This window comes from Pseudomonas sp. EA_65y_Pfl2_P74 (assembly GCF_963970575.1).
Classification (GTDB): Bacteria; Pseudomonadota; Gammaproteobacteria; order Pseudomonadales; family Pseudomonadaceae; genus Aquipseudomonas; species Aquipseudomonas baetica_A.
The window spans coordinates 36673-62771 of sequence record NZ_CAXAOQ010000006.1 but is presented as its reverse complement, the minus strand read 5'-3'; the positions used below and the strand labels follow the sequence as shown (position 1 = coordinate 62771).

Here is a 26099-nt window from a genome sequence, read left to right as displayed (position 1 = left end):
AGGAGCAACATCCAATGAATTTGACTTTGTCGCGGTCGCTGATGGCCCTGACGCTGGCCGCCAGCGCTCTGCTGGCCGGTTGCAGCAGCCCGCAAACCCTGTACCAGTGGGAAGGCTACGAACCCCAGGTCTACGAGTACTTCAAGAGCGAAACACCGAAAGAAGCCCAGGCAGAAGCACTGGAAGCCGATTTGCAGAAGATCCGTTCCACGGGTAAGGCCGTGCCACCGGGATACCACGCGCACCTCGGTCTGCTGTACCTGAGCATGGGCAAAGACGATCAGATGGTGCAGCAGTTCCGTACCGAAAAGACCCTGTTCCCAGAGTCCGGCACGTACATGGATTTCCTGCTTAAAAACGCCAAGACCGGAGATGCGAAATGATCCCGCGTGCGGTGAAGCTGCTGGTGGGCGTGCTGGCGCTGAGCATGCTTGGTGGCTGTGTAAAACCCAAGACCGTGGATTATTCGGCGTACAAACAAGCGCGCCCGAAGAGCATTCTGGTGCTGCCGCCGCTGAACACCTCGCCGGACGTCAAGGCGTCGTACAGCCTGTTGTCGCAAGTGACGTTCCCGCTGGCGGAAGCCGGTTACTACGTACTGCCGATCGCGCTGGTTGATGAGACGTTCCGTCAGAACGGCCTGACCACGCCAGACGATATCCATCAGGCACCGCCCAACAAGCTCAAGGAAATCTTTGGTGCGGATGCGGCGCTGTACATCACCGTGACCGAGTACGGTACGCGTTACATGGTGATCAGCAGCGAAACCGCAGTCACTGCGACGGCGAAACTGGTCGACTTGAAATCCGGCATCACACTGTGGACCGGCTCCGCTCGGGCGTCGAGCGAAGAGGGCAACAATAACGGCGGCGGTGGCCTGATCGGCATGCTGATCACGGCGGCAGTGAAGCAGATCATCAACAGCTCGACCGATGCTGGTTACCCGATTGCCGGTGTGGCGAGCAATCGTCTGTTGTCAGCCGGGCACCCGGCAGGCCTGCTGTACGGACCACGCTCGCCGAAATACGGCACGGATTAACCGCGAACGTCAAAAGATCGCAGCTTGCGGCAACGCCTTGGGATGACTTTTCCAAGCCACTGCCGCAGGCTGCGATTTTTTTTGCCCGGACATTTCTCGAGCCACCCCGGTCACGACTTGCCATCAAGAGCCTGCATCTTGGGGCCGAAGGCGATATTCTGCGCCACGGTTCATGCGCCACGGCAGCGTTGCCAGCAATGAAGGAGCTTTGGAGTGACCGAAAAGAAACTGGAAACCACGGTCGACCGCGTCTACCAAGGGGTTTACGAGGCGATCTGCAAGCGCTCACTGCGTCCGGGAATGAAACTGGGCGAGGCCTCGCTCGCGCAATTATTTAATGTCAGCCGCACCTCAGTGCGGGCCGCGCTCAAGCAGTTGGAAGCCGAGGGCCTGGTGACCACCGAACCCAACAAAGGGGCATCGGTGTCGTTGCCCAGCAACGAAGAAATTCGCTCGCTGTTCGAAACCCGCCGTCTGATCGAGATTGGTATTGTCACCGAGCTGTGTCGACGCAAGGACGCTGCGGCGATGCAGGTGCTGCGCGATCACCTGTTGCTGGAAGATCAAGCCCATGAAGCCGGCGACCACGAGCGGTTGATTCATCTGCTTGGTGAGTTCCACCTCAAACTTGCACGCAGCCTGAATAACCCGGTACTGCTCGACTGGTTTCAGAAGCTGATTTCCCGTGCCTCCCTGTACATCGCCGCATTGGACGACGACAGCCACGAAGCCTGCCGCGACAACGAACACCTGCGCCTGATTGAGTACATCGAGGCCGGCGATCAGAGCGCCGCGATCGAGTTGACGTGCGTGCACCTGAACGGTATCGAGAAAGCGATTCTCGACGTTGCCGCCAAGATGAAAACGGGCTATCACCCGCTGAAACATCTGATCGGGGTTTGAACCTGAGCAGGCTATGAAACCGGCTATACCTCTTATGAAACCAATACGACCTGCGATGCTCGAAACACAAGGACGCCGCGTCGTTTGGGCGTAGTGATTGATCGGGCAACCACCACAGGACACCGAGTCAGGCGATGCAGTTTTTATCCGATAGCCACGGTTGTGAAGGTTGGAAAGGCGAAATGGCCGGACGCATTTGCGCGTTCGACTGGCGTCAAACCGAACTGGGGCCGCTGGAGACATGGCCCGCCAGCCTGTGCAGCACCGTGCAAATGATGCTGGCGTCGCCGTTGCCGTTGGTCATGCTCTGGGGCCGTGCTGGCTACATGATCTACAACGACGCCTATTCGACGTTTGCCGGTGGCCGCCATCCATTTTTGTTGGGCTCACCGGTGGAGCTGGGCTGGCCGGAAGTCGCCGAGTTCAACCGCCATGTCGTCGATACCTGTCTGGCCGGTGGCACCTTGTCGTTTCGCAATAAGGACATGGTGCTGCTGCGTGATGGCATTCCCGAAGAAGTCTGCCTGGATTTGTATTACAGCCCTGTCGCCAACGATGAAGGGGTGCCGTCCGGGGTCATGGCGATAGTGGTTGATACCACGGAGTTCATGCGTTCCGAGCGTTTGCGCCAGGCCGCTGAAGACGCTTACCGCGCTGATAATGAGCGGGTGCGTCTGGCGCTCAATGCCGGTGCCTTGCTCGGCTCGTTTGTCTGGGATGTGCGCAATGATGTGTTATCGGCGGATGAGCGTTTCGCTCGGACGTTCTCGTACCCGGCGGATCAGGATCTGACCGATGTGCCTCAGGCGCTCACCAATGCCAGGATTCACCCTGATGACCTGGCCTGGGTGCAGGAGCGGGTCAATCAGGTATTGCAGACCGGTGAGCCGTACAACGCCGAATACCGGGTTTTGCGTCCGGACGGCAGTTATATGTGGGTACTGGCCAGTGGAGCCTGCGAATTCAACGAGCAGGGTGAGCCGTTTCGCTTCCCTGGCGTGTTGATCGATATTCATGAACGCAAGATTGCCGAGGAATCCCTGCTCAAATTCACCCGCAACCTCGAGCAGCGTGTCGCCGATGAAGTCGGTGCGCGACTGGCCGCCGAGGAGCAGTTGCGCCAGTCACAGAAACTGGAATCCATCGGCGGGCTGACCGGCGGCGTCGCTCACGACTTCAATAACCTGTTGCAGGTGATCGCCGGCAATCTGCATTTGCTGGCTCGCCATGAGCCCAATAACGCCAACGTGCAGCGTCGGGTCAGCGCTTCGTTGGCGGCGGTCGAGCGCGGGGCCAAATTGTCTTCGCAATTGCTCGCGTTTGCCCGGCGTCAGCCGTTGTCACCGGCGGTGTGCAACCTGCAGCAGATTTTCGAAGGTGTCGGTGAATTACTCCAGCGGGCGCTGGGCGAAACCATTCAGATTGATGTGCAACTGCCGCAAGCACCGTGGCACATCAATGTCGACCGCAATCAATTGGAAAACGCCATTCTCAATCTGGCCATCAACGCACGGGATGCGATGAAGGGTGAGGGCACCATTGTGCTCAGTGCGTCCAACGTTGCTCTCGATGGCGAGTTCTGTGTCGGTAAGGGCATCACCCCCGGTGACTTTGTCCGGGTCGCGGTCAGCGACATGGGGCCCGGCATCCCGCCACAGATGCTGGAGCAAGTGTTCGAGCCGTTTTTTACCACCAAGGCTGACGGTCAGGGCACGGGGCTGGGCCTGAGCATGGTTTTCGGTTTCGTCAAACAGAGTGGCGGGCATGTCGAGATCGACAGTACGCCAGGTGAGGGGACATGCGTGCAGTTGTACTTTGCGCGCAGCCTGCGACCGATCCGCGAAGAAGCGCCGAACATCGAAAGTCAGCTGAGGGGTGGTCACGAGACGATTCTGGTGGTCGAGGATAACGAGGCTGTGCGCGCTTCGGCGGTCGAGTTGCTGCGCGAGGAAGGTTATCGCGTGCTGACCGCCGGCAATGGCGACGTGGCGATGCAGATGTTGCTCGAAGGCTGCGACGTGGACTTGATTTTCACTGACGTGGTCATGCCGGGGCTGATCAAAAGCTCCGATCTGTTTGCCTGGTCCAAGGTGCAGACGCCACCGGTCGCGGTGTTGTTCGCCTCGGGGCATACCCGCGACATCATTTCGCGCAATCACCAATTGAGCCCCGACACGCATTTGCTCAGCAAGCCTTACAGCCCGGACGCATTGTTGCAGATGATTCGTGACGTGCTCAGTGGCTGAGCTTGAACATTCCATTACCAAGGCAGGCAGATGACTTCCAAGCGTACCTCCAAGGCAACCACCGGCATGGTTCGGGTGCGCGGTGCCCGTGAACACAATCTGAAGAACGTTGACGTCGACATTCCCCGCGATGCCTTGGTGGTGTTCACCGGAGTATCGGGGTCGGGCAAGTCATCGCTGGCGTTCTCGACGTTGTATGCCGAAGCCCAGCGGCGTTATTTCGAATCAGTGGCGCCGTATGCGCGGCGCCTGATCGATCAGGTCGGCGTGCCGGATGTCGACTCCATCGAAGGCCTGCCACCTGCCGTGGCGCTGCAACAACAACGCGGTACACCGAGCACGCGTTCATCGGTGGGCAGCGTCACCACGTTGTCGAGCCTGATCCGTATGCTGTATTCGCGTGCCGGCAGTTATCCGCCGGGGCAGGCGATGCTGTATGCCGAGGATTTTTCGCCCAATACGCCACAGGGCGCGTGCCCCGAGTGTCATGGGCTCGGCCGGGTGTATGAAGTCACCGAAGCCTTGATGGTGCCTGATCCTGGCCTGACCATTCGCCAGCGCGCGGTGGCTTCCTGGCCCTTGGCGTGGCAAGGCCAGAACCTGCGCGACATCCTCGTGACCCTGGGCATCGACGTCGATATCCCGTGGCGCAAACTGCCGAAAAAGCAGCGCGACTGGATTCTGTTTACCGAACAGACCCCAACCGTTCCGGTGTACGCCGGCCTGACCCCGGAAGAAACCCGGTTCGCCCTCAAGCACAAGAAAGAGCCGAGTTACCAAGGCACGTTCACCGGCGCCCGGCGCTACATTCTGCACACCTTTACCCACTCGCAAAGTGCGCTGATGAAGAAGCGTGTTTCGCAGTTTATGCTCGGCAGTCCTTGTCCTCTGTGTGAGGGCAAACGCCTCAAGCGCGAGGCGTTGTCGGTGACGTTCGCCGGGTATGACATCGGCGAGTTGTCGCAGATGCCGTTGTTGAAGGTGGCCGAGGTGCTGAAACCGGTGGCGGAAGCCAGCTATCTGGATCGCGCTGAAGAGCGCGGCGAAACCCTGAGCCATGCGCAGACTCGCGAGGCCCGTCAGCAGCGTGTAGCCCACGGCGCCAGCGGACACACTAGCGCGCCGGATGTGCGGCACACCCCGAACCTGTCCCTGGAAAAACGCCTGGCAGCGCAGCGTATTGCCGAGGACTTGCTCGAGCGGGTCAGTACCCTGACCGATTTGGGCCTCGGTTATCTGGCGCTGGATCGCAGCACGCCGACCTTGTCGTCCGGGGAGTTGCAGCGCCTGAGACTGGCCACGCAACTGGGCTCGCAATTGTTCGGCGTGATTTACGTGCTCGACGAACCGTCCGCCGGTTTGCACCCGGCGGACGGCGAGGCCTTGTTCGAAGCCTTGCAGCGCTTGAAAGCCGAGGGCAACACGCTGTTTGTGGTCGAGCATGATCTGGAAACCATGCGCCGAGCCGACTGGTTGATTGACGTCGGGCCGGCGGCGGGAGAGCAGGGTGGTCAAGTGTTGTACAGCGGCCCGCCGGCGGGGTTGGCCGCCATTGAGCAGTCGCAGACGCGCGCCTATCTGTTTGCCCAAGCGCAAGGGCAGACGCGGACGGCGCGCAAGCCGACAGCGTGGCTGAAACTCGACGGTATCACCCGCAACAACCTGACCAATCTCAGCGCCGAGTTTCCCTTGGGTTGCTTCACTTCGGTGACGGGCGTGTCCGGTTCCGGAAAATCGAGTCTGGTCAGTCAGGCGTTGCTGGAACTGGTCGGCGCGCAACTGGGGCGGCCGACGGTTGATCACGAGTCGGAAGCACTCACCCTCGAAGACGACGCACCGCAGGTCAGCGGCGGACACGTCAGCGCCGGACTGGATTCGATCAAGCGACTGGTGCAAGTCGATCAGAAACCCATCGGTCGCACGCCACGCTCCAATCTGGCGACCTACACCGGGTTATTCGACAACGTGCGCAAGCTGTTCGCCGCGACACCCCAGGCGCGGGCGGCGGGTTATGACGCCGGGCAGTTTTCCTTCAACGTCGCCAAGGGTCGTTGCGCGACGTGCGAGGGGGAAGGCTTTGTCAGTGTCGAATTGCTGTTCATGCCCAGCGTGTATGCACCGTGCCCGACCTGTCATGGCGCACGGTACAACCCGCAGACGCTGGCGATAATGTGGCAAGGCTTGAGCATCGCTCAGGTGTTGCAACTGACTGTCGATGAGGCGGTGAGCGTGTTTGCCGAGCAACCGGGCATTCGGCGTTCACTGGAGGTGCTGCGCGACATCGGTCTGGGTTATTTGCGCCTGGGGCAGCCAGCCACGGAACTGTCCGGCGGTGAGGCGCAGCGGATCAAACTGGCCACCGAGTTGCAGCGTAACCAGCGTGGCGCCACCTTGTATGTGCTGGATGAACCGACCACCGGATTGCACCCGCGCGATGTCGATCGGTTGCTGGAGCAGTTGAATGCGCTGGTGACGGCGGGGCACACGGTGATCGTGGTCGAACATGAAATGCGCGTGGTCGCGCAGAGCGACTGGGTGATCGACATCGGCCCGGGGGCGGGGGATCTGGGCGGCAAGATTGTTGCGGCGGGTACGCCGCAAAAAGTCGCGGCGAGCAAAAAGAGCCGGACTGCACCATTCCTTGCCCGCGCCATGAGTCGTTAAATGTGTCGTCTCCAATGGCCTCATCGCTTCAGGCCGGCGGCCACAGTTTTTTGAGCGACAGGCGATTGAGGGCGCGCAACGAGCAAAGGCTTTATCGCAATAGCGACAGGGCGACGAACGGGCGCCGCTGGTCTGACAGGTGGTCGACAGAAGCGTTCAACCAAGGCCATTCTGATAACGGGTCAGCGCAATCGGTCGCGCTGGCCTCCCGATCAACTGATGGAGGTGTTCCATGCCGGTTCCCCATGACCTGTTTCAGGACTTGAGTTGCACGAAGGAAGAGATCCAGCAAAAACGCACCCAGGATCCACGACTGGATTCACTGATCAACAAGTATTCCCAGGCTGATGCCGATGTGGTCAAGGCCGAAACGGCCACCTCGGATGCCCCCAGCGACGATGAACTGAAAAAACTCAAAGAGAAGCGCCTGAAGGTCAAGGACGAGATCGTCAGCCATTTGCAGCCCCCGTCCTGATCCGCCGACCTACGGTTGTAGATTGACTGGAACGACAACCACGCCCGGCACCTCGAATGTTCAGAGTCCGAATTCATCGACTCCTTGCGAGGTGCCCCATGACCGATCCCACAGGTTTGTGGTTATCGAATGATTTTCGATGTTTCACAAACCGCGTGGGAGCAGGCTTGCCAGCGATAGCGTCAGTCAGTCCAGTGCCTTTAATGCGGGCTCATTTGAGCGCATCTGCCAAGGGCAAACGCGCCATATGCGAAGCCTTCAACGACCCGAAATACAACCACGGCCCATACTCGCGCGCCGTCGTTATCGGTGAGTAATTACCGCTGCTGGCATCCTGCAGATTGGCAATCACCTTGCCGTCCAGATCCAGCCCCAGCACAAACCCGCGCTTTTCCACCGGTTTGGGCAACACGGTCAGCGCTCGCACGATCATCTTGCGTACGAGCGGATACCCGGCAGTGCCATCGAGCAAGGGATTGCGCGGTGCGTACAGCGCCACCCAAAACCGGTCGCTGCCGTTGAAGGCGAGGTTGTCCGGCAGCCCCGGCAAATTGTCGATGAACAGGTCATGGGTGCCGGCCCTGGGCCCGGTTAGCCAGTATCGGCTGATGCGGTAAGCGCCGGTTTCGTTGACCAATACATAGGCGTCATCCGGGCCGAGGGTCACGCCGTTGGCGAACTCCAGTTTGTCCAGCAGTACGCTGGTTTTGCCGGTCTGAAAGTCATAGCGCAACAGACGTCCGTCACCGCCATGCTCGATAATCGCCTCGCCGTCATGGCCATAACCCCAACGGCTGGAGGCATCACTGAAGTAGGCGTAATGCCCGGATTGGTCGATGGCCACATCGTCGGTGAAACCGAACGCCAGGCCATTGGCGGCTGTCGCCAGGGCAATCAAGCGCCCTTGTGCATCGAGCGAGAGCAAACCTTTGACGCCGTCGGCAATCACCAGCAAACCGTTGGGATGTCGGGCCAGACCCAAGGGACGTCCGCCGGTATCTGCGAGCACTTGGCGTTCCTGACCGTCGAGACTGCTGCGAATCAGCCGACCGTCATGCAATCCAGTGATCAAAAAGTCACCTTCCAGCAGCAGCGCCTCTGGCCCTTCGATGTCACTCGGGCCAACCTGTGCAACGCCTTTGAGTTTTTGGTTTTCGGCGTAGATTCCGTTGGTCAGCGATGGCGCGGCCTGTGGTTTCCAGGCAACCGGCTCAACCCGGGTGGGCATCAGCAACAAAAACGCGAAAACGAGAATGATCAGCAGCATCAACCCATGTCCCAACTTCATGCGCTTGCCCTCGCCGATGCAATGTATTGCGTGGCCATGTCGCGTAACGCGAGCATCGACGCAGCCGACTCGCGACCAATACGGCGTTTGAGCAGCAACTGATTGGCGATGCGCATGCCCAGCCCCTCGAAGCGATACTCCAGGGTGCGCACAAACCGTGTGCCGCTGCCTTCGGTCGAGCATTCGTAAGTGAGCAACAATGACAACCCGTGATCACCGTGCGCCTGCGCACACCAGCGCCGACCGGGCAGATACTCCGTGACTTCCCAGCTCAAGTGACCTGGCCGCCCACCCGCATGAATATCCTCCTCGAAGTGCGAACCCGCATGCAGGGGGCCCTGTGGGCCGTTGATTTTCAGCGAAGACGGGTGCCACTCTGGCCAGCGGCTGACGCTGGCAGCGTAGGCCAGCACGGCAATCGGTTCACCGGCGATATCGATCGGGTGTTGCAGGCGCGTCATGGGCATTCTCGAATGGCTCAAAGGGGCGGTTTCCGGCTCCCAGTAAAGGGTGCCGAACAAGTAGTCCATCAAGGGCAAGACAATGTTGAAGTTGCATTCCTGCATGCGCTCGCGGCGGTGATGCAATTCGTGCAGGCGACGCATCTGGCGGATCCACGGCAGCCGGGTCAACGGATTGTCCGGCGGCAGATGCTCGCAGGCGTGAAACACCTCGTAGGCAAGATAACCGAACACCATGCAGCCGCCGAACAGCCCGGCAACGTTGACATTGGCCTGCACGAGCAGCCACCACCCCGGCAGGGTGATGAACAGCGTGTGAATGACGATCAGCCAGGCCGGGAACAGAATCACCCGCCAGTCGCGGGCACTGTCGTAGGTCATGTGGCCGGGGGTGAAGAAACTGTGATGATCGCCCGCATGTCGGGCGTAGAACATTTTCGCGAAGGCTTTTTTATGGTGGCCGAGATGGCGATGCACGCTGTACACGCCGAAATTGAAGAACAGCAGGGTCAGCGGCACGGTCAGCCATTGCAGCGGTTGCACCTGCTGCACATTGCTCCAGAACATGCCGATGGCCAGTACGCCGAACAGCAGCACGAAGGCGCCATGCAACCACGGGTTGTAAAGCGGATGGATCGCCGCACGGTAGCGACTGCGAAATGCCTCGGTGGTCTGCCTCACTGCGTCACCTGCGGGGATCGTTGTCATACCCGGCAGATTAGCCGATCCGCTCGTTTATGCAGGCCAGACCTTGGGGCACATGCGCCATGATCGGCTGTAAAGCGGCCGCCTCAGCTCAGTGGGTTCCAGCGTTGCGACCAGTCGTCATCGTTGCGAATCACTTCGCGCAGCAGATTGAAGGCTTGTTGCAGCGTCGCCGAGTCGCGATCGCGCGAGTACACCAGATAGGTCGGGTAACCGAATTCAGGGGCTTTGGTCACCGGCTCCAGGGCGCCGCTCTCCAGGTAGGTGCGCACGACGCGAGTGCGGAAGTAGCCGCTGCCACCGTGTTCGAGGATGTATTGCAGGGCCAGAGGGCCGAGGTTGAAACTCAGCGCGGCTTTGGCTTTTTCCGGCAGAGCGGCATCGTGCTGGCGGCGAAAATCCGGGCCCCAGTCGATGTAGACGTAGGGATCCGGGCGATCAGGCGCGCGCACCAGGATCAGCTTTTCTTCCAGCACCTGCTCGACCTGCAACCCCGGCCAGTATTCGGGCTGATAGACCAGCGCCGCGTCGAGCACACCGAGTTCAAGTTGGCGCAGCAGGTTTTCGCCGTCGCGGATTTCCATGCGCAACGCATGCCCGGGAATTTTCTCGCGCAGTTCGGCAGCCCAACTGAGCATCAACGGATTGCACAGGCTGACTTCTCCGCCGATGTGCAGCACGTTGTGATAACCCTCGGGCAGCGGCAAGTCGCGGCGCGCGGCCTCCCAGGTCTGCACCAGTTGATTGGCGTAGACCACAAAGGCCTCGCCGTTGGGCGTCAGTTTCGCCCCGGCCCGATTGCGCACGAACAGGGTGCTGCCCAACTGGCTCTCGAGTTTCTGCACCCTGGCGGTGATTGCCGTTTGTGTGACGAACAGCTTCTGCGCCGCCGCGGCGAGGCTGCCGTGGCGGACGATTTCCAGAAAGGTGCGGGCGAGGTCGATGTCCATGGGCGGGCCAGTGTTTGAGGTGGGCGCATTGTATGTGCAGCCTCTACACTGCGTCATCGTTCAATCGCCATTAGGGTCGCGGCCACGGTTTGATATCTGTGAGCGCTCGCTTGCCGGCGATGAGGCCGTGGCGGGCGGTGACGATCAGTCCGTCAGCTCAACTTCACGCCCCCGTGCCCAATCCGCGATCAGCCGCGCCGGCGTGCCACACGCCTTGCGCTTGTAAACAAAATGGGCGCATTTCTCGGCGAAACCACTGCGGTTGTAGAGCATGTCTTCCTGCATCTCCTGCAGCTCGCTTTCACGGCATTGCTGGATCAGCACCTGATCAACCCGGGCCTTGCGTTCACGCACAGCGGCATAGGTCGGGTCGCTCAAAACGCTGTTGGCCCGTTGCAGCAGCCACAGCGAAAACTCATCCGGGCAACGCGGGCCGATCTCCTGAGCCATACCCAGTTGCAGGGCCTGGTGGGCACTGACCGGCAGGCAGGCTTGAGTCAGTTGCTCGGCCATCGCCGGGCCAACGGCGCGGGGCAGGCTGTAAGTCCAGTATTCGGAGCCGTACAACCCCATGCTTTTGTAATGCGGATTGAGCACGATATCGGCCCGGGCAAAGACGATATCGGCCGTCAACGCGAGCATCACGCCACCGGCGCCAGCACTGCCCGTTACGCCGCTGACCACCAGTTGCCGCGCCGTCAGTAATTGCTCACAGACATCATCGATTGCCTGAATATTCGCCCAGGCTTCAGCCCCCGGATCCTGCGCGGCCTGAATCACGTTCAAATGCACACCGTTGGAAAAACTCCCGCGTCCGCCCTTGATCAATAACACCTGAGTGTCGCGGGACTTGGCCCAGCGCAGCGCTTGGACCAAGCGTTGGCATTGCTCGGTGCTCATGGCACCGTTGTAGAACTCGAAGGTCAGTTCGCCGACATGCCCGGATTCGCGGTACCGAATCGGTTGATAGGCCGCGTCGCTGAATGGCTGGGTGGCAATCGAGCTGTCGAGCGTCGGCACATCGGCCAATTGCCCGGCCAGCACATGTCGCGCCGGTTGCTTGAAAGTTTCTTCGCCAGGCTGCGGTTTGCGCCGCAGCGAGCCGATCCACAGGCTCTGATCGCCGGTCGCGACCAGCACGGCATCGTCCTGCACGGCGAGGATTTCGCCGGGCAGACCCGTGCGCGAATCCAGGTGCGCGTCGTACACGTAATACTGACCTCCCGCCAGGCTTGCCAGTACGCCGGGCTGGCCGTCCGCCGCGTCGATGCAGCGCTTGATGAAGCGCGCGCAGTCGTGCCAGTTGAAGCTTCGGTCGATCTGTTTCATGTTCGGCTGCAAACGCCCACGCACTTTGGGGTCGGTGTAATCCAGCGGCACTGGCGCATAACCTTCGACGAATTTTTCGATTACCTCGCGAATGCAACGAATCGCCGCATCGCTGACCCGACCGTTGTACAGCTCGGACTTGCGCAAGCCCGACGGCAGATTGAATTCGCAGGTCGCCCAGACCGGGCCGGCGTCCATCTCTTCAACCGCTTGCAACGCGGTCACGCCCCAGCTCGACAGCTCATGGGTGATCGCCCAGTCCAGCGCACTGGCGCCACGATCGCCGACGATGCCCGGATGAATGATCACCACCGGACGTTCGGTGTTACGCCAAAGCGCTGGCGGCACGCGGTCCTTGAGGAACGGACAGATCACCAGATCCGCGCCGCTGCGTTCGATCTGTTCACACACCGAAGCGTCGTCGGTAAACACCACGACGCTGGGCGAATGTCCGGCCTGACGCAGTTCCAGCCAGGCGCGTTGAGTCAAACCGTTGAATGCCGACGACAGCAGAATGATGTTGAGTGGTCGCATGAGAGTTCTTCCTTGAATGGGATCAGCCGCAGGCTCCCGGTGAGCCTTCCCTGGCCTTCGATGGAGCCGGAAGATTAATCAGTCTCGCCCGTGCGCCAGTGATCGAGGTCAACGTTCTGTCAGCCAATCTTTTGCGAGGCGACGAAGCGTCTTCTTTTTACGGGGCCTGGCACTACCGGCCTCCCATTCGTGAGCCTGGCGCGCTGCATTCGATGTCTTGCGTACCGCCGATCCTTAGCATCCGCATGTCATCGAACAAATGGGCGCAAGTCTGGCCCTGCTGTGCGATCCGACTTTGCGTTGGTTGCCGTGCAACCGTCTGCTGCAGAGCCTCAATGCGGCGTCGAGCAGTCGTGGATTTATCAGCGGCAGTTTGAGTGTGCTCGGTATTGTGCTGCTGGCCGGGTTGCTCGGGCCGCGTTACGGCGGGTTGCCGGATGCAGGGGAGTTGGTGACCGATACTGCTGAACGACGTGATTTCACTTTGGACGATGGCAGTGCGTTGACCGGGGCGGTGATTGAGCGTAACGAAATCCTCAGCAGCGGCGGCTCGAGGATCTAAGGTTCGGACGCGATTGCCGGGCCCATCCCTATACCCGTGAGTTGCTGGCGGCATCCTTCGCTACGCCAGATTCGGCCTTTATACGCGGCGACAGACTTTTATCCCTGGTATAGATCCGGTACATTCCGCGCCCTAGCCAATACAAGGAAGTAGACGATGGCAAAACCAGCCGCTCGACTCAGCGATCTCAATGCCTGTCCGGTGACCGGTCACGGTACCAACCCAAGCACCAGCGGTTCGCCCAACGTGAATATCAACGGCATGCCGGTGCTGCGGGTCGGAGACACAACGGCGTGCGGTGATTCGGTCACCGAAGGAATCGGCAACATCCTGATCAATGGCCAACCCATTGCGTTTCTCGGCAGTGGCACCGCCCATGGCGGTATGATCATCACCGGCTCTGGCGACGTGTTCGTGGGCACTCAAGTCGGCGCCGCACCCTTCACTCCTATCGTGACTGTGCCCAAACACAGCGAACGCTTCCAACTGGTTGATGAATCCACCGGCGAGGCGATTCCCGATATGCTCTATTGCATCGAAACCGGAGACGGCCAACGCCTTGTCGGCCACACTGACAACCACGGCAACGCCGTTCGCGTGTTCACTGCCGATCCGACCTCCATTGTCGTGCAATGGGGTAAGGAAGCCGCCGCCCACCTGGATGCTCTGGGTATCGCTTACTAAGGAAGGTTTTACGTGGCAACTCCAAAAAAAAATCAGGGCCAGACGAACGATCAGCACGCGACGACGCAAGTGAAGGGGACTCTGGCGCAGGACTATGTGACGGTAGTGGGAGCGTCCTACCTGGGTTTTATCGCGAATATTCGTGGCCAGCGGGGCAACATGATGAACTTCATCAACCAGGGCATACGTCAGCTCAAAAGCTATCCACCGTCTACGCCGAGTTACTCTATTCAACGGGCATTTCTGATCTTCAAGGATGAGTACGACCCAAATCTGTTGGCTGAAGTCAAAAAGATCGTGACCGAGGGTTATGGTGCCGAGTATCGCGAGTACGATTCAATTTCGCAGTTGGTTGATTTTGTCGCGAGTCGAAAACGCAGAAGTCGGGAAATCAAGCAAATGGATTTCTTTTCCCACGGCGTTGTAGGCAGCATAGAACTGGGGTACGAGCTGGACAAACGTGACAGCTACCGATTACGTGATGCCCAGGCTCGCATGTTTACGCCTGACGCGTTCGCCTATGGCGCGAAGATCTATTCCTACGCATGCCGAACCGGATTAGGGATCAACGCGAGCGTGAAGGTAGCGGAAAATGAAGACCCGCACTTTGAACTCAGTCTGGCGCAAATAATGGCTGATGCCACTGGAACAACCGTGTGGGCATTTCCTCGGCGCAGTCTGTATGACCAGACCTATGGCACCCACGAAGATCGTGCCGCGGTGGAGCAGGCACCGACCAAGCAGGAAGCGGACAAGGCCGCCAGCCGTGCCTACCGCAAGAATCTCAGTGATTACCAGCGTCGGTTGACAGCCCACCGCACCACCAGCAAAGATCCCGCCGCTCAGTTGCCGAATGAGCGGGCGCCTGTGCCGCCTGTCAAAACATTGAGCGAGAAAGATGCCGCGCTGTTGAAACAAGCTCAAGGACGGGAACATTACAACGACACACTCGGATATCCCCTGGACGCTGAAGGGGCTGTCCATGGCGTACGATCTGGCAATACACCGGATGGCGTTCCCAAAAAGCTGTGCGAATACAAACCAGCCAAATGACCTCAACTATAAAAAAAACAATGGTTTTTCGTGCGATCGGGCTATTGGCCGTCGCGGTTTTGATGGGTCTATATCTCGTTGGCAAGGAAGACGAAATGTCCTCGAAAGTAATGATGTATTACGGCATCTGGAGTCCAGACGATAATCGTTTCGACGCCACTCGCTGGTTTACAAGCGGAATGTACAGCCGCCGTCTCATGGGAACCCCGGCCCAAGCAAGCGCCGAAAGCATGCTGCGCAATAAACCTCTGCCGGTTACGGCGAACATGAACGATGACCTCGTCGCCATCGCAGGGGTGGCGCTTGAGTATGACTTTCCCCAGGTCAATACCGACTCGCTTATCAACGACCCACCGGATCTGACTGGGCGTGTCAGGTACTGGATCAGCAAGTTCGACAAGCCGGACAAGCCAGTCGATCTCTATAACCTGTTCCTGAATCTGGGAAATCAACGGTTTGTCATCACCTTCAGCCGAGATGCGCAAACGGGAGAGCTGATCGATAAAAACAGTGCAAAACTGATTTATCCGAACCAAGAATCCGATGCGCATTACGTGCGGATATTCAAGGAACTGGACGAGACTCAGAGCCTGCGCCGTTAAGGGCTGGTAGTTGAATGTGAACACTGCGTTCATTCGTTACAGTGCTTTCGCAGCACCGGATCAGCCGCAGGATTATTACAATATCTACTTGAAGTATCAGGGGGAGCGGTATGTCATCACCTTCGCGCGTGATGCGCAAACCGGTGAAATCCTCCCCGGAGGCGGCGTCCAGTTGATGTACCCCGACAGTGGGCCCCAGGTCGCTGATCGGCAGGTCTTCAAGGCACTGGACGCCGCCGGCATCCATTGACCCTGAAACGACAAATCCCGCCACCAAGGCGGGATTTGTTTTTTCCGAATCGTAGTCTTACGACGGGAACAGTTCGGACAGTTTCATCGCCAGCATCATGTCGCCTTCAGCGCGCAGTTTGCCGCCCATGAATGCTTGCATGCCGTCGGTCGAACCGTCGACGATGCCTTCCAGGGTTTCGCCGTCCATCACCAGAGTGACCTGGGCGTCCGGGTTTTCGCCTTCTTGCAGCTCGCAGGTGCTGTCCTTGACGATCAGCGAGAAGTTCTTGGTCTCGTCGATGCGGAAACCGAAGACCAGATCCAGACCGGCAGCAGCGGCTGGGTTGAACTTGGCTTTCATTGCTTGTACGGCATCAGCTACGGAGGTCATGGTTCGATCCTTTCTTGGGTAATAAGAGCAGGTTGATTACAGCAAGGTTCACAGTAATCCGGACTCAGCGGAAGGTGATGAGTTCCGGGGCCTTCAACAGTTGCAGGTGTGCATGACTGTTGAAGGAAGCCAAAGCCACCTCGCGACCGCGGAATTTCAGCAGGTTGAGCGAGGTGTTGACGATTTGCCAGTTCAATTCAAAGGCCTGTTTCGCAGGCATTTGCGTAATGAGGTGGAGCAGTGCGGTGATGGTGCCGCCGGAGGTGAACACGGCGATTTTCTGATTTTTTTCAGCTTGTTCGAGGATTCGGTGCAATCCGGCCTGAACCCGTTCGACAAAGCCCAGCCAGCTCTCCAGCCCCGGCGGGTCGTAAGTGCCGGCCAGCCACCGCTCAATGATCAAGGCGAAAATGCGCTGGAACTCGCCGCGGTTTTGCGCGGCATTGCGCAGGATGTCGAGCGCTTCCGGTTCGTCCGGCAACATGGCCGGGAGCAGGGCGCGGATCACGGCGTCGGCGTCGAATTCGTTGAAGGCACAATCGGTTTCCAGCATCGGTACCGACAGGCCTTGCGCGGTGAATTGTTCCAGCGCGCTGGTGGCCGTGTGCTGTTGGCGACGCAGGTCACCCGCGAGGCAGCGGTCAAAGCGGATACCCAGTTCAGCGAGGTGCTGGCCGAGGACTTCTGCCTGGCGCACGCCGGTCGGTGACAGGACGTCATAGTCGTCTGCACCAAAGGAGGCCTGGCCATGTCGAATCAAATAGATGCTGCCCACGTCCGCGTCATCCCGGTACGTTGAAGGTTTGGCGAGGTTATGAGGATGATGGGGTGCTGTCAATGAAAAAACATACGCTTGTTTGAAATGCCCGTTACAGGCGTGTTGCCAGAGGTTTCACGGCTGGTCGAGGAGCCGGCGCATGGGTATGCTGGCGCCATCCCGCGTGTGTTTCACGTCCGCGCATTGTTTTAAGGAGTCTCTGTGGAGTTTTTCACCGAATACGCCAGTTTCCTGGCCAAGACCGTCACGCTGGTGATCGCCATTCTGGTAGTGCTCGCCAGTTTTGCCGCGTTGCGCAGCAAGGGGCGGCGCAAGTCGGCAGGTCAGTTGCAGGTCAGCAAGCTCAATGATTTCTATAAAGGCCTGCGTGAGCGCCTTGAGCAAACGCTGCTCGACAAGGATCAACTCAAGGCTTTGCGCAAGGGTGAGGCCAAGTCCGAGAAAAGCGAGAAGAAGCAGAAGAAAAAGCCCGAAGCCAAACCACGGGTGTTCGTGCTGGATTTCGACGGCGATATCAAGGCTTCGGCCACCGAAAGCCTGCGTCATGAAATCACCGCGCTGCTGACACTCGCCACACCCAAGGACGAAGTCGTCCTGCGTTTGGAAAGCGGTGGCGGCATGGTCCACAGCTACGGTCTGGCCTCCTCGCAACTGGCCCGTATTCGTGAAGCCGGCGTGCCGTTGACCGTGTGTATCGACAAGGTCGCGGCCAGCGGCGGCTACATGATGGCGTGCATCGGCGACAAGATCATCAGTGCGCCGTTCGCCATCCTTGGCTCCATTGGCGTGGTCGCGCAGTTGCCCAACGTCAACCGCTTGCTGAAAAAGCACGATATCGACTTTGAAGTGCTGACCGCCGGTGAGTACAAACGCACCCTGACCGTGTTCGGCGAAAACACCGAGAAGGGCCGCGAGAAGTTTCAGGAAGACCTGGACATCACCCATCAGTTGTTCAAGAACTTTGTCGCTCGCTATCGTCCGCAACTGGCGATCGATGAAGTGGCCACAGGTGAAGTCTGGCTTGGTGTTGCAGCGCTGGACAAGCAACTGGTTGATGAACTCAAGACCAGCGACGAATACCTTGCGCAGAAGGCCAGACAGGCCGAGGTCTACCACCTGCACTACGCCGAGCGTAAAAGCCTGCAAGAGCGTATCGGCATGGCGGCCAGCGGTTCGGTGGATCGCGTGCTGTTGAGCTGGTGGAGTCGTCTGACCCAGCAACGTTTCTGGTAAAACAGTCGCGCATAAAAAAACGCCGGTCATTGACCGGCGTTTTTGTGTCCGCGGCAAACCCGCAGGTTTAGCGACGACGGAATAGCGGCAGGGGTTCGTCAGTGGCCGCCTGATAGGTCACCGAAAAATCCTTGAGGCCTTCAAGCGCTTCGTACGGGTCTTTGTCCGGGCGTATGGCAAAGGCGTCGAAACCGCAGCGGTGCATGTAGAACAACTGGTCACGCAACACATCGCCAATTGCCCGCAGTTCGCCTTTGAAACCGTAACGGTCACGCAGCAGGCGTGCGTTGGAGTAGTTGCGCCCGTCGGTGAACGCCGGGAAGTTAAGCGCGATCACCTGGAACTCGGCCACGTCAGGACCTATTTCCTCGGCCTCTTCGTCGGCATCAAGCCATACACCCAGGCCGCCGTCGCGTGCCTTGAGCATGCGGCTGTGTTCGCGCCACAGTTGCAGTGGAACGATCAGATCGTCGCAGTTGCTGATCTCGTCGATGTTGAAGTCCTTCGGCAACAGGTGCCAGGTTTCGTCGACGACTTCGTTGTTCTTAATGATTCGCTGCATAGACGCGTTCCTTGAAGAGGTCGATGCCAATACGCTGATAGGTGTCGATGAAGCGCTCGTCTTCGGTACGTTGTTCAACGTAAACGTCGATCAGCTTCGAGATGACGTCAGGCATGGCTTCCTGAGCGAAGGACGGGCCGAGGATCTTGCCCAGGCTCGCATCCCGGCTTGCGCTGCCGCCGAGGGAAACCTGATAGAACTCCTCACCTTTCTTGTCCACCCCGAGGATGCCGATGTGGCCGACGTGGTGGTGACCGCAGGCGTTCATGCAGCCGGAGATGTTCAGGTCCAGTTCACCGATGTCGAACAGGTAATCGAGGTCGTCGAAACGGCGCTGGATCGATTCGGCAATCGGGATCGACTTGGCGTTGGCCAGCGAGCAGAAATCACCGCCAGGGCAGCAAATGATGTCGGTCAGCAGGCCGATGTTCGGCGTGGCGAAACCACCTTCACGCAGCTCGCCCCACAGGGTGAACAACTGGCTCTGCTCGACGTCGGCCAGAATGATGTTCTGCTCGTGGGAGGTGCGCAGTTGACCGAAGCTGTAGCGCTCGGCCAGATCGGCGACGGCATCGAGTTGCTTGTCGGTGATATCGCCCGGGGCAACGCCGGTCGGTTTCAGCGACAGGGTCACGGCCACATAACCCGGCTTTTTGTGCGCGAGGGTGTTGCGGGTGCGCCAGCGAGCGAACCCGGGGTGTTCTTTGTCCAGCGCGGCCAGTTCGGCAGACTGGTTGTCCAGCGCCTTGTAGTCCGGGTCAACGAAGTGCTTGGCGACGCGATGCAGTTCGGCTTCGGTCAGCGTAGTCTGGCCACCGCGCAGGTGTTCCATTTCGGCATCGACTTTCTGCGCAAATACTTCAGGGGTCAGCGCTTTGACGAGGATCTTGATCCGCGCCTTGTATTTGTTGTCGCGACGGCCGTAACGGTTGTAGACCCGCAGGATGGCGTCGAGGTAGCTCAACAGGTCCTGCCAGGGCAGAAACTCATTGATGAACGCGCCGACGACCGGAGTACGACCGAGGCCGCCACCGACCAGCACGCGAAAGCCCAGTTCGCCAGCTTCGTTGTGCACTGGCTCCAGGCCAATGTCATGCACTTCAATGGCTGCGCGGTCAGCGGTCGAACCGTTGACGGCGATCTTGAATTTGCGTGGCAGGTAAGCGAATTCAGGGTGGAACGTGGTCCACTGACGCACGATCTCGCACCATGGGCGCGGGTCGATCACTTCGTCGGCAGCGACGCCGGCAAACTGGTCGGTGGTGACGTTGCGCAGGCAGTTGCCGCTGGTCTGGATCGCGTGCATCTGCACCGTGGCCAGTTCCGCCAGGATGTCCGGGATATCTTCAACCGCCGGCCAGTTGAACTGCACGTTCTGTCGTGTGCTGATGTGGGCGTAGCCCTTGTCGTAGTCGCGGGCAATCCTGGCCATCATGCGGGTCTGACGCGAAGTCAGTTGGCCGTAAGGCACTGCCACTCGCAACATCGGCGCGAAACGCTGGATGTAGAGGCCATTTTGCAGGCGCAGGGGACGGAATTCTTCCTCGCTCAGCTCACCTGCCAGATAGCGTCGGGTCTGATCACGGAACTGCTTGACGCGGTCCTCGATGATCCGCTGATCGTACTCGTCGTATACGTACATATAAGTCCTGTTCTCAGGCTTGGGCTACTCGGAAAACGCTGGGTTTTCGCTTGCTGGAGTCCGAGGTTGCCTCTGCAATTCTGCGCGCACGGCCGCGCACTCTCTAACGGAGCCGGGGCAATATACCCGTTTGCAGTTATGCGCAAAAGTGATGTTTGAGTATATGTAAAGAACCAAATCGCCTAACGAGAATGGCTGTCAACTAACCCACATTTGTCGTGCGGACAATCATCGTCTTAACTGTGGTCGAGTCTTTCTGCAATCACCGATAAAACCGACAAGAGGCGATGCAATGAGCAACCCAACCAAAGCAAGGAAAAGCGATAGCAGTGTCGATGCCTGGGCGATTGTGTTCCTGATCATTCTGGTCGTAGGAACGGCGGTATTCTGGGTCAGTCATCAGTAAGCGACCCCTCCGGGCCCGTGTCCGACGATTGTCGGACAAAAAACGGAATCAGGCGCCAGCAGCCGGTTTTCGAAGGCTATAATCGCGGCTGTTTTTCCTTGGGCCCGGCTGTTTCATGTTCAGGTTTTTTCACATCAGCTTTCTATTGTTTGGCGCGGTTTTCGCGTCCAGCGCGCGGGCGGAGTCCGTGCTGTTTCTCAATCCCGGCTCGACCGAGGAAACGTTCTGGGTCAGTTATTCGCAATTCATGCAGGCAGCCGCCCGGGATCTTGGCATTGATCTGCGCATTCTCTATTCCCTGCGTCGACCCGAACTGACACTCGCTCAGGCGCGTCTTGCGTTGCAGGGGCCGAATCGTCCCGATTACCTGATGTTCGTCAACGAGCAATACGTGGCGCCACAGATCCTGCGTCTGGCTCAAGACAGTGGCGTGAAGTTGTTCATCGTTAACGCTGCACTGACCCCCGACCAGCAAGCTCTGGTCGGCGAGCGCACGGATCGGGTCGGCAACCTGGTGCCGAACGATGAGGAGGGCGGCTACCTGATGATGAAGGCGTTGATTCGAATGCATCGGCCCGTGAGCGGGGGTGAGGAGATCGAATTGCTGGCGTTCTCCGGTTTGAAAATCACGCCGTCGGCGCAGTTGCGTGAGCACGGCATGCAGCGCGCACTGGCCGAACATCCGCAAGTACGTTTGCGCCAACGTGTCTACAGCGGCTGGACGCAGCAGCGCGCCTATGAACAGGCCAAACAGTTGTTCGCGCGCTATCCGAAGGTGTCACTGGTGTGGTCGGCCAACGATGAAATGGCCTTTGGCGCGATGCGCGCGTTTTCCGAGACCGGCAAAATCCCGGGGCAAGACGCCTTGTTCAGTGCGGTCAATACGTCACCGGCGGCGCTGCAGGCTCTGGTCGATGGGCGCTTGAGCGTGCTGTTGGGCGGACACTTCACTTTGGGCGGCTGGGCGCTGGTGGAACTGCATGACCACGAGCAGGGCGTGGATCTGGATCAGCATGGCGGCCGCGATCGTCAGGTGCCTTTGCTGCAACTGATCGATAAGGCTCATGCCCGGCGAATGCTGGCCATGGGAAGTTCGCCTGACTACGGCGTGAGATTTCGCAAACTCTCGGCCAAAGGGCGGCCAGCCTCGTACCGCTACCCGTTCACTTTCCAGGCCTTGATGCACTGAAGCACGTCAGACGCCGGCGAAATGCACGACCAGTTTGACGATGGCAAACAGCGTCAGCGCAAACACTGCGGTGAACACAATCCCCAATATCACGAAATGACTGGGTTTGCCGTGGGTGAAGTCCCGTGCCCGGTTCTTGCCGCTCTGCACGCCGAACGCCGCTGCCATCACGCTGTGCAGCATCTGCCAGAAACTCGGCGGTTTGTTGTCGACTGGATCGTCCATAAATCCCTCGTCTGCCATGTGTGTCAGACAAGCATAGCCAACCGTTTCAAGGGCACCGCAAAAACCACTGTGGGAGCCCGCTCGCTCCCACAGAGTATTGCGTTGAAGCTGGATTAGTTGTCGTAACCCAGATTCGGCGCCAGCCAGCGCTCCGTCACGCTCAGTTCCTGACCTTTGCGCGAGGTGTAGCTCTGCACCTGATCCTTGTCGACCTTGCCCACGGCGAAGTACTGCGCCTGCGGGTGGGCGAAATACCAGCCGCTGACCGCTGCCGCCGGGAACATCGCGTAGTGCTCGGTGAGGAATACACCGCTGCGCCCGGCGCGCATTTCGGCGGCTTCTGGGTCGAGCAGGGCGAACAATGCAGCTTTCTCGGTGTGATCCGGGCACGCCGGATAACCCGGCGCAGGACGAATGCCGGAGTATTGCTCTTTGATCAGCGCTTCGTTGTCGAGCACTTCATCCCGGGCATAGCCCCAGTGTTCTTTACGTACCTGCTGGTGCAGCCATTCAGCGCACGCCTCGGCCAAACGGTCGGCGAGTGCCTTGACCATGATCGAGTTGTAGTCGTCGCCGGCATCCTGATAAGCCTTGGCCACTTCTTCGGCGCCGATACCGGCGGTGGTGATGAAGCCACCGACATAGTCGATCACTTCGCTGTCCTTGGGCGCCACGAAGTCGGCCAGCGAGAAGTTCGGTTTGCCGTCGGTCTTGATGATCTGCTGACGCAGATGATGCAGCTTGGCCAATGGCTTGCCGTCATCGCCGTACAGCTCGATGTCGTCGTCATGCACCTGATTGGCTGGCCAGAAGCCGAACACCGCACGGGCACTGATCAGTTTCTCGTCGATCAGTTTGGCGAGCATTTCCTGAGCGTCTTTGTACAACGCTGTGGCGGCTTCACCGACCACTTCGTCTTCGAGGATGCGCGGGAACTTGCCGGCCAGATCCCAGGAGATGAAGAACGGCGTCCAGTCGATGTACTCGGCCAGTACCTTGAGGTCGATGTTCTCCAGCACTTTGCTGCCGGTGAAGGTCGGTTTGACCGGCTGGTAATTGGCCCAGTCGAACTGCGGTTTCTTCGCGATGGCGGCGGCGTAGCTCAGACGTTCGGTGCGGGCACTGCGGTTGGCGGTACGTTCGCGCACTTCGACGTATTCGGCTCGGGTTTTTTCAACGAAACCGGCCTTCAATTCCTTGGACAGCAACTGCGTTGCCACGCCGACCGCGCGGGAGGCGTCGGTCACGTAAACCACGGCGTCGTTGCTGTACTTGGGCTCGATCTTAACGGCAGTGTGCGCTTTGGATGTGGTCGCGCCACCGATCATCAACGGCAAGTGGAAGTCCTGACGCTGCATTTCACGGGCAACGTGAACCATCTCATCCAGCGACGGGGTGATCAGGCCAGACAGCCCGATGATGTCGCACTTCTGCTCCTTGGCCACTTGCAGGATCTTTTCCGCCGGGACCATGACGCCGAGGTCGACGATGTCGTAGCCGTTGCAGCCAAGCACCACGCCAACGATGTTCTTGCCGATGTCGTGGACGTCGCCTTTCACCGTGGCCATGAGGATCTTGCCCTTGGCCTCAGGTTTGTCACCTTTTTCCAGTTCGATGAACGGGATCAGGTGCGCTACGGCCTGCTTCATTACACGGGCGGATTTGACCACCTGCGGCAGGAACATTTTGCCGGCACCGAACAGGTCGCCGACGATATTCATGCCCGACATCAGCGGGCCTTCGATCACTTCGATCGGGCGGGCGAATGACTGGCGCGATTGTTCGGTGTCTTCAACGATGTGTGTGGTGATGCCCTTGACGAGTGCGTGTTCCAGGCGCTTGTTGACGTCCCAGTTGCGCCACTCTTCGGTCTCGGCTTCCTTGACGCTGCCGTCGCCCTTGTATTTGTCAGCGATGGCGAGGAGGGCGTCGGTGCCTTCCGGTGTGCGGTTGAGCACCACGTCTTCGACCGCGTCGCGCAGTTCCTGCGGGATCTGGTCGTAGATTTCCAGCTGACCGGCGTTGACGATGCCCATGGTCAGGCCGGCGCGGATCGCGTACAGCAGGAACACCGAGTGAATCGCCTCACGCACCGGGTTGTTGCCGCGGAACGAGAACGACACGTTGGACACGCCGCCGGAGCTCAGGGCATACGGCAGTTCGTCGCGGATGTAGGCACAGGCATTGATGAAGTCCACAGCGTAGTTGTTGTGTTCTTCGATGCCGGTGGCCACGGCGAAGATGTTCGGGTCGAAGATGATGTCTTCCGGCGGGAAGCCGACTTCGTTGACCAGAATGTCGTAGGAGCGCTTGCAGATTTCTTTCTTGCGCGCTTCGGTGTCGGCCTGGCCGGCTTCGTCGAACGCCATCACCACCACGGCGGCGCCGTAGCGCTTGCACAGCCTGGCGTGATGGATGAACTGCTCGACGCCTTCTTTCATGCTGATCGAGTTGACGATGCCCTTGCCCTGAATGCATTTCAGGCCGGCTTCGATCACTTCCCATTTCGAGGAGTCGATCATGATCGGTACGCGGGAGATGTCCGGCTCGCCGGCAATCAGATTGAGGAAGGTCACCATGGCCTTCTTCGAATCGAGCATCCCTTCGTCCATGTTGATGTCGATCACCTGCGCGCCGGCCTCGACCTGCTGCAGGGCAACTTCCAGGGCTTCGGTGTAGTTGTCTTCGCGGATCAGACGGGCGAACTTGGCCGAACCTGTGATGTTGGTCCGCTCGCCGACGTTGACGAACAACGAGCTGCGATCGATGGTGAACGGCTCCAGGCCCGAGAGGCGGCAGGCCTTGGGAATATCCGGGATTTGTCGCGGCGCGTAACCGGCCACGGCGTTGGCAATGGCTTCGATGTGGCCCGGAGTGGTGCCGCAGCAGCCGCCGACAATATTGAGGAAGCCGCTTTGGGCGAATTCTTCAATGACTTTGGCGGTTTGCGACGGCAGTTCGTCGTACTCACCGAATTCGTTCGGCAGGCCGGCGTTCGGGTGCGCGGAAACGTGGGTGCTGGCCTTGTTCGACAGTTCTTCCAGATACGGACGCAATTCGCTGGCGCCAAGGGCGCAGTTCAGGCCCACCGAAATCGGCTTGGCGTGGGCCACGGAGTTCCAGAACGCTTCGGTGGTCTGGCCCGACAAGGTCCGGCCGGAGGCGTCGGTGATGGTCCCGGAAATCATGATAGGCAGTTCGAGGTGCAACTCTTCGAACACCCCTTGCACGGCGAAGATCGCCGCTTTGGCGTTGAGGGTGTCGAAGATGGTTTCGATCAGGATCAGGTCGGCGCCGCCCTCGATCAGGCCTTTGGTGGCCTCGGTGTAGTTCTCCACCAGCTCATCAAAGGTGACGTTGCGGTAGCCAGGGTTGTTGACGTCAGGCGACAGCGAACAGGTGCGGCTGGTGGGGCCGAGCACGCCAGCGACGAAGCGCGGCTTGTCCGGGTTCTCCAGGGTCTTGGCGTCGGCGACTTTGCGCGCCAGGCGCGCGCCCTCTACGTTTAGTTCGTACGCCAGCTCTTCCATGCCGTAGTCGGCCATGGAGATGCGGGTGGCGTTGAAGGTGTTGGTTTCCAGAATGTCGGCGCCGGCATCCAGATAAGCCTTTTCGATGCCGCCGATGACGTCCGGACGGGTGATCACCAAGAGGTCGTTGTTGCCCTTGACGTCACTCGGCCAGTCCGCGAAGCGTTTGCCGCGATAATCCTGCTCTTCGAGCTTGTAGCTCTGGATCATCGTGCCCATACCGCCGTCGAGTATCAGGATGCGCTCTTTGAGGGCGTGCTTGAGAGCTTGAAGGCGGACGCTGCGATCGGACATTTGGACTACTCGGAAAGACCATTACGAAGGAGCGGGATCATAACAAACCTGTGCGCTTTTAGAGCATGTGGCGGTTTTGCATGAATATCGCTCATGTTGGTACGACCGTCATACTGTAGAATC

General features: G+C 59.3%; 23 protein-coding genes. 13 read left to right on the top strand and 10 right to left on the bottom strand.

Annotated features, from left to right (window positions below; all coding sequences use genetic code 11):
* Positions 1 to 14 precede the first annotated feature (14 nt).
* The 6 genes from AACY18_RS06090 (at position 15) to AACY18_RS06065 (ending at position 7327) form a co-directional block, all read left to right on the top strand.
* Entirely contained in the window at positions 15 to 383 is a 369-nt protein-coding gene (locus AACY18_RS06090; RefSeq protein WP_339432907.1) for a DUF4810 domain-containing protein, read from the top strand.
* Positions 380 to 1039 (top strand): DUF799 domain-containing protein, encoded by a 660-nt coding sequence (locus tag AACY18_RS06085; protein WP_339432908.1) that lies wholly within the window; start codon positions 380 to 382, stop codon positions 1037 to 1039. Before AACY18_RS06090 ends, AACY18_RS06085 begins: the two co-directional genes overlap by 4 nt.
* Positions 1040 to 1252: 213 nt before the next feature.
* On the top strand, positions 1253 to 1942 hold the full coding sequence (locus AACY18_RS06080) for a GntR family transcriptional regulator (RefSeq protein WP_221732756.1): 690 nt from the start codon (positions 1253 to 1255) through the stop codon (positions 1940 to 1942).
* A 134-nt stretch (positions 1943 to 2076) separates the two neighbouring features.
* Positions 2077 to 4188, top strand: a complete 2112-nt coding sequence (locus AACY18_RS06075; protein ID WP_339464524.1) for a hybrid sensor histidine kinase/response regulator — start codon at positions 2077 to 2079, stop codon at positions 4186 to 4188.
* Between the two features lie 30 nt (positions 4189 to 4218).
* Positions 4219 to 6852 carry an excinuclease ABC subunit UvrA gene (locus AACY18_RS06070; RefSeq protein WP_339464523.1) on the top strand — a complete coding sequence of 878 codons (2634 nt, stop codon included), beginning with the start codon at positions 4219 to 4221 and terminating at the stop codon, positions 6850 to 6852.
* Positions 6853 to 7084: 232 nt separating this feature from the next.
* Positions 7085 to 7327, top strand: coding sequence for a DUF465 domain-containing protein (locus AACY18_RS06065; RefSeq protein ID WP_221732752.1), 243 nt, complete (start codon positions 7085 to 7087; stop codon positions 7325 to 7327).
* 211 nt (positions 7328 to 7538) lie between these two features.
* Here the strand turns inward: AACY18_RS06065 and AACY18_RS06060 are convergent, their stop codons facing one another.
* From AACY18_RS06060 to AACY18_RS06045, 4 genes are all read right to left on the bottom strand, one after another.
* Positions 7539 to 8615 carry an SMP-30/gluconolactonase/LRE family protein gene (locus AACY18_RS06060; protein WP_339464522.1) on the bottom strand — a complete coding sequence of 359 codons (1077 nt, stop codon included), beginning with the start codon at positions 8613 to 8615 and terminating at the stop codon, positions 7539 to 7541.
* Positions 8612 to 9757 carry a sterol desaturase/SRPBCC family protein gene (locus tag AACY18_RS06055; protein WP_339432912.1) on the bottom strand — a complete coding sequence of 382 codons (1146 nt, stop codon included), beginning with the start codon at positions 9755 to 9757 and terminating at the stop codon, positions 8612 to 8614. Before AACY18_RS06055 ends, AACY18_RS06060 begins: the two co-directional genes overlap by 4 nt.
* 110 nt (positions 9758 to 9867) lie before the next feature.
* The gene (locus AACY18_RS06050) at positions 9868 to 10731 is read right to left on the bottom strand and encodes a LysR family transcriptional regulator (protein ID WP_339432913.1); all 864 of its coding nucleotides are present in this window, start codon (positions 10729 to 10731) and stop codon (positions 9868 to 9870) included.
* Positions 10732 to 10875: 144 nt separating this feature from the next.
* Entirely contained in the window at positions 10876 to 12594 is a 1719-nt protein-coding gene (locus tag AACY18_RS06045) for a hydrogenase maturation protein (RefSeq protein WP_339464521.1), read from the bottom strand.
* Positions 12595 to 12853: 259 nt separating this feature from the next.
* Here AACY18_RS06045 and AACY18_RS06040 point away from each other — a divergent pair, with 259 nt between their 5' ends.
* The 5 genes from AACY18_RS06040 to AACY18_RS06020 all read left to right on the top strand — a co-directional run bounded on the left by AACY18_RS06040 (position 12854) and on the right by AACY18_RS06020 (position 15745).
* On the top strand, positions 12854 to 13156 hold the full coding sequence (locus AACY18_RS06040; RefSeq protein WP_339464519.1) for a hypothetical protein: 303 nt from the start codon (positions 12854 to 12856) through the stop codon (positions 13154 to 13156).
* A 156-nt stretch (positions 13157 to 13312) separates the two neighbouring features.
* Positions 13313 to 13840, top strand: a complete 528-nt coding sequence (locus tag AACY18_RS06035; protein WP_339464517.1) for a PAAR domain-containing protein — start codon at positions 13313 to 13315, stop codon at positions 13838 to 13840.
* A 12-nt stretch (positions 13841 to 13852) separates the two neighbouring features.
* On the top strand, positions 13853 to 14893 hold the full coding sequence (locus AACY18_RS06030) for a hypothetical protein (RefSeq protein ID WP_339464516.1): 1041 nt from the start codon (positions 13853 to 13855) through the stop codon (positions 14891 to 14893).
* 95 nt (positions 14894 to 14988) lie between these two features.
* Complete coding sequence (locus tag AACY18_RS06025) at positions 14989 to 15495, top strand: hypothetical protein (protein ID WP_339432918.1); 507 nt, start codon at positions 14989 to 14991, stop codon at positions 15493 to 15495.
* A 16-nt stretch (positions 15496 to 15511) separates the two neighbouring features.
* Positions 15512 to 15745 carry a hypothetical protein gene (locus tag AACY18_RS06020; protein ID WP_339464514.1) on the top strand — a complete coding sequence of 78 codons (234 nt, stop codon included), beginning with the start codon at positions 15512 to 15514 and terminating at the stop codon, positions 15743 to 15745.
* A 57-nt stretch (positions 15746 to 15802) separates the two neighbouring features.
* Here the strand turns inward: AACY18_RS06020 and AACY18_RS06015 are convergent, their stop codons facing one another.
* On the bottom strand, positions 15803 to 16117 hold the full coding sequence (locus AACY18_RS06015; protein WP_103302367.1) for an SCP2 sterol-binding domain-containing protein: 315 nt from the start codon (positions 16115 to 16117) through the stop codon (positions 15803 to 15805).
* Positions 16118 to 16181: 64 nt separating this feature from the next.
* On the bottom strand, positions 16182 to 16892 hold the full coding sequence (locus AACY18_RS06010; RefSeq protein WP_339432919.1) for a histidine phosphatase family protein: 711 nt from the start codon (positions 16890 to 16892) through the stop codon (positions 16182 to 16184).
* Between the two features lie 204 nt (positions 16893 to 17096).
* Between AACY18_RS06010 and sohB the strand changes: the two genes are divergently transcribed.
* The gene (gene sohB / locus AACY18_RS06005) at positions 17097 to 18128 is read left to right on the top strand and encodes a protease SohB (RefSeq protein ID WP_339432920.1); all 1032 of its coding nucleotides are present in this window, start codon (positions 17097 to 17099) and stop codon (positions 18126 to 18128) included.
* A 67-nt stretch (positions 18129 to 18195) separates the two neighbouring features.
* On the opposite strand, the gene AACY18_RS06000 is transcribed toward sohB, so the two are convergent.
* Positions 18196 to 18690 carry a DUF934 domain-containing protein gene (locus AACY18_RS06000; RefSeq protein WP_339432921.1) on the bottom strand — a complete coding sequence of 165 codons (495 nt, stop codon included), beginning with the start codon at positions 18688 to 18690 and terminating at the stop codon, positions 18196 to 18198.
* On the bottom strand, positions 18674 to 20332 hold the full coding sequence (locus tag AACY18_RS05995; RefSeq protein WP_339432922.1) for a nitrite/sulfite reductase: 1659 nt from the start codon (positions 20330 to 20332) through the stop codon (positions 18674 to 18676). The genes AACY18_RS06000 and AACY18_RS05995 overlap by 17 nt, the downstream gene beginning before the upstream one ends.
* 521 nt (positions 20333 to 20853) lie before the next feature.
* Between AACY18_RS05995 and AACY18_RS05990 the strand changes: the two genes are divergently transcribed.
* Positions 20854 to 21927 (top strand): ABC transporter substrate-binding protein, encoded by a 1074-nt coding sequence (locus AACY18_RS05990; RefSeq protein WP_339432923.1) that lies wholly within the window; start codon positions 20854 to 20856, stop codon positions 21925 to 21927.
* A 6-nt stretch (positions 21928 to 21933) separates the two neighbouring features.
* Here AACY18_RS05990 and AACY18_RS05985 read toward each other — a convergent pair whose 3' ends face one another.
* Entirely contained in the window at positions 21934 to 22152 is a 219-nt protein-coding gene (locus AACY18_RS05985) for a DUF2970 domain-containing protein (protein WP_221732738.1), read from the bottom strand.
* Between the two features lie 113 nt (positions 22153 to 22265).
* On the bottom strand, positions 22266 to 25976 hold the full coding sequence (gene metH / locus AACY18_RS05980) for a methionine synthase (RefSeq protein ID WP_339432924.1): 3711 nt from the start codon (positions 25974 to 25976) through the stop codon (positions 22266 to 22268).
* Between the last annotated feature and the right edge of the window lie 123 nt (positions 25977 to 26099).